Annotated in this window: 4 protein-coding genes; 3 read left to right on the top strand and 1 reads right to left on the bottom strand. The window is 68.2% G+C overall.

What is annotated here, in order from left to right:
- The coding region (locus AC1DYI_RS30735) for an efflux RND transporter periplasmic adaptor subunit (protein ID WP_477207909.1) at positions 1-488 on the bottom strand (488 nt) is incomplete at its 3' end.
- Positions 489-651: 163 nt separating this feature from the next.
- Here AC1DYI_RS30735 and hpnC point away from each other — a divergent pair.
- The 3 genes from hpnC to AC1DYI_RS30750 form a co-directional block, all read left to right on the top strand.
- Positions 652-1488, top strand: a complete 837-nt coding sequence (hpnC, locus tag AC1DYI_RS30740) for a squalene synthase HpnC (RefSeq protein ID WP_477207910.1) — start codon at positions 652-654, stop codon at positions 1486-1488.
- Entirely contained in the window at positions 1485-2351 is an 867-nt protein-coding gene (gene hpnD / locus AC1DYI_RS30745) for a presqualene diphosphate synthase HpnD (protein ID WP_477207911.1), read from the top strand. The genes hpnC and hpnD overlap by 4 nt, the downstream gene beginning before the upstream one ends.
- A 46-nt stretch (positions 2352-2397) precedes the next feature.
- Positions 2398-3143, top strand: a 746-nt coding sequence (locus AC1DYI_RS30750) for an FAD-dependent oxidoreductase (protein WP_477207912.1), incomplete at its 3' end; no start/stop codon positions are given.

Below are 3143 nucleotides of genomic sequence, written 5' to 3' on the forward strand. Positions count from 1 at the left end.
GCGCCCTGCACGGAGGCTTGGGCCTTGGCTTGATCGAGCTGCGCACGGGCCGTCTTCATCGCAGTGTCGCGACGCTCCAGCTCAGCAGCGCCGATGAAGCCCTGGTCACGCAGTTCCTTGAAGCGCTTGTAGTCGGCGCTGACCTGGTCGAGGTTGGTTTGAGCGGCAGCCAGCGCAGCACGGGCGGCTTCCTGGCCCAGACGCAAGTCCTGCCCGTCCAGCTGAGCCAGCACCTGGCCCGCCTTGACGGAGTCGCCCAGGTTCACCGAACGGCTTTGCAACTTGCCGCCAACGCGAAAGCCCAGGCGCGACTCGGTGCGGGCGCGGATCTCGGCCGCGTACTCATGCGCGGTCACCGTTTCGCTGCCGCTGATGGTGACAGTGCRCACGGCGCGCACCGGCTCGGGCGGGGCCTCTTTCTTGGCGCATCCCACCAGACTCAGGGCGGACAGAGTGATGACGGTGGCGACGAACAGCGGCTTCTTCATGGCAGAAACTCGGTGAAATCAGCCGCCGGACGCGGCGGCTGGTGTGGATGTAAAGGTCACATTACTGACTGACCGGTCAGTAATATAGGGTCTGTACGGATCGCCGTCAACGCTTTCCCGCACCAAACCTGCCTCAAGCGTGCAAAGGCACAATCCGCGCCCTGTGAGCGTCGAGCATTACGAAAACTTCCCGGTCGCGTCCTGGCTGTGCCCGCAGCCGCTGCGCGCCCCCATCACCGCGATCTACTGGTTCGCGCGGGTGGCAGACGACATCGCCGATGAGGGCGACGCGCCGGTGGCGCAGCGTCAGGCCGACCTCGCCGCTTACCGCGCCGAACTGGCTCGCGTGGCCGCCGGTGAAGCGCCCGCCACGCGCTGGGCGGCCGTTTTCACGCCGCTGTCGAAAGCCATGCGCGAACATGCGCTGCCGCCCCAGCTGCTCGACGACCTGCTCGATGCCTTCGTGCAAGACACCGGCAACCCGCTGTACCCCGACCGCGCCACGCTGCTGGACTACTGCCGCCGCTCCGCCAACCCGATCGGCCGCCTGCTGCTGCACCTGTATGGCATCCGCGACGAGACGGCGCTGGCCCGCAGCGACGCCGTCTGCAGCGCACTGCAGCTGATCAATTTCTGGCAGGACCTGAGCGTGGACCTGCCGCGTGGCCGCTGCTACCTGCCACAGGCCGATGCCACCCGCCACGGCTTGCGCGCCGAGGCGGTCCAAGCTGGGCCCGCCGGAGTGGACGAAAAAGCCCTGGTCCGCGATTTGTGCCGTTGGGCGCAAGATCTGATGCTCGAAGGCGCACCACTGGCACGGCAGATTCCCGGCCGCGCCGGCTGGGAACTTCGGCTCGTCGTGCAAGGCGGGCTGCGCATTCTTGAGAAAATCGCCGCCATGGACTTCGCAACCCTGTCACGACGCCCTGCGCTAACCCGCTGGGACGCCCCTCGCCTGCTCTGGCGCGCGCTGATGCAATCGCCCGGAGCCGCGCGTTGACCGGCCCCGCCGCACACACGCCCGCACAGTACGTGCAGGAAAAGGCGGCCGGCAGCGGCTCGTCCTTCTACTACGCGTTCATGTTCCTGCCGCCGCCGCGGCGGGCCGCGATCACCGCGTTCTATGCCTTCTGCCGCGAGGTGGACGACGTGGTCGACGAAGTGCATGACCCGCATGTCGCACGGACCAAGCTGGCCTGGTGGCGCAATGAGGTCGCACAAGCCTTCGCCGGCAAGCCGACCCACCCGGTGATGCAAGCGCTGATGCCGCTGGCCGCCGACTACGCGATCGAGATGCGGCACCTTCACGCCGTGATCGAAGGCTGCGACATGGACCTGTCGCAGAACCGCTACCTCGACTTCCCGGCGCTGGCCAACTACTGCCACCTGGTTGCCGGCATCGTCGGCGAGGTGGCCTGCAACATCTTCGGCCGCACCCAAGAGTCCACCGTCGCCTACGCCCACAAGCTGGGCCTGGCGATGCAGCTGACCAACATCATCCGAGACGTCGGCGAAGACGCCCGCCGCGGCCGCATCTACCTGCCAATCAACGAACTGCAGCAGTTCGATGTGAAGGCGCACGAGCTGCTGAAGCGCGAGGCGCCCTGGGGCTACAGCGACCGCTTCCAGGCGCTGATGCGATTCCAGGCCGAACGGGCGCACAAGTTGTACGACGAAGCCATGGCCTTGCTGCCGGACGCCGACCGCTCGACGCAGAAGCCCGGCCTGATGATGGCCAACATCTATCGCACGCTGCTGCGTGAGATCGAGAAGAGCCAGTTCCAGGTGTTGCACCAGCGCACGTCGCTGACGCCGCTGCGCAAGCTCTGGATCGCGGCGCGCACACACGTCACTGGCCGGTGAACGAGGCATGCAGCGCCGTCGGGCGGCAGTTTGAGGCGATGCGTCGGTGACTGAGGCTGCGCGCCGAGTGGCCGTGATCGGCGGCGGCTGGGCCGGCCTGGCCGCTGCCGTGCGCGCTTGCTCACTCGGCCACCAGGTCASCCTGTTCGAGATGGCGCCGCAACTGGGCGGCCGCGCCCGTTCGGTGACCCACGACGGGCTGACGCTGGACAACGGCCAGCACATCCTGATCGGCGCGTACCGCGACACGTTGGCGCTGATGCGCCAAGTCGGCGTGGACCCGGACACTGTGCTGCACCGTCAACCGCTGACGCTGTGCTACCCCGACGGCAGCGGCCTGCGCCTGCCGCCCGGCCCCGCCCTGCCCGCGTTTGCGCGCGGTGTGCTCGGCTGGCGCGACCTGCCCTGGCGCGACCGGCTGGGCCTGCTGATGCTGGCCGCGCGCTGGCGCCTGCAAGGCTTTCGCTGCCCGCCGGCCATGACCGTGGCCGAACTGGCGCACCRCTGCCCGCCGCAGGCTTACCGGGAGTTGATCGAGCCGCTGTGCGTGGCGGCACTCAACACGCCTGCTGAGCAGGCCAGCGCCCAGGTGCTGCTCACTGTCTTGCGAGACGCGCTGTTCGGCGCCCCAGGCGCGGCGGACCTGTTGCTGCCGCGAGCACCGCTGGACGCTCTGCTGCCCGCCGCGGCCTTGCAATGGCTGCAAGCCCACGGCGCCCAAGTCGCTTTGAGTCGCCGAGTGATGCAGATCGCCGTCGACGTTGACTTGGTCACCGTCGACGGCGAAGGCTT

The sequence above is a fragment of the Ideonella sp. P3_A4 genome (assembly GCF_056403075.1).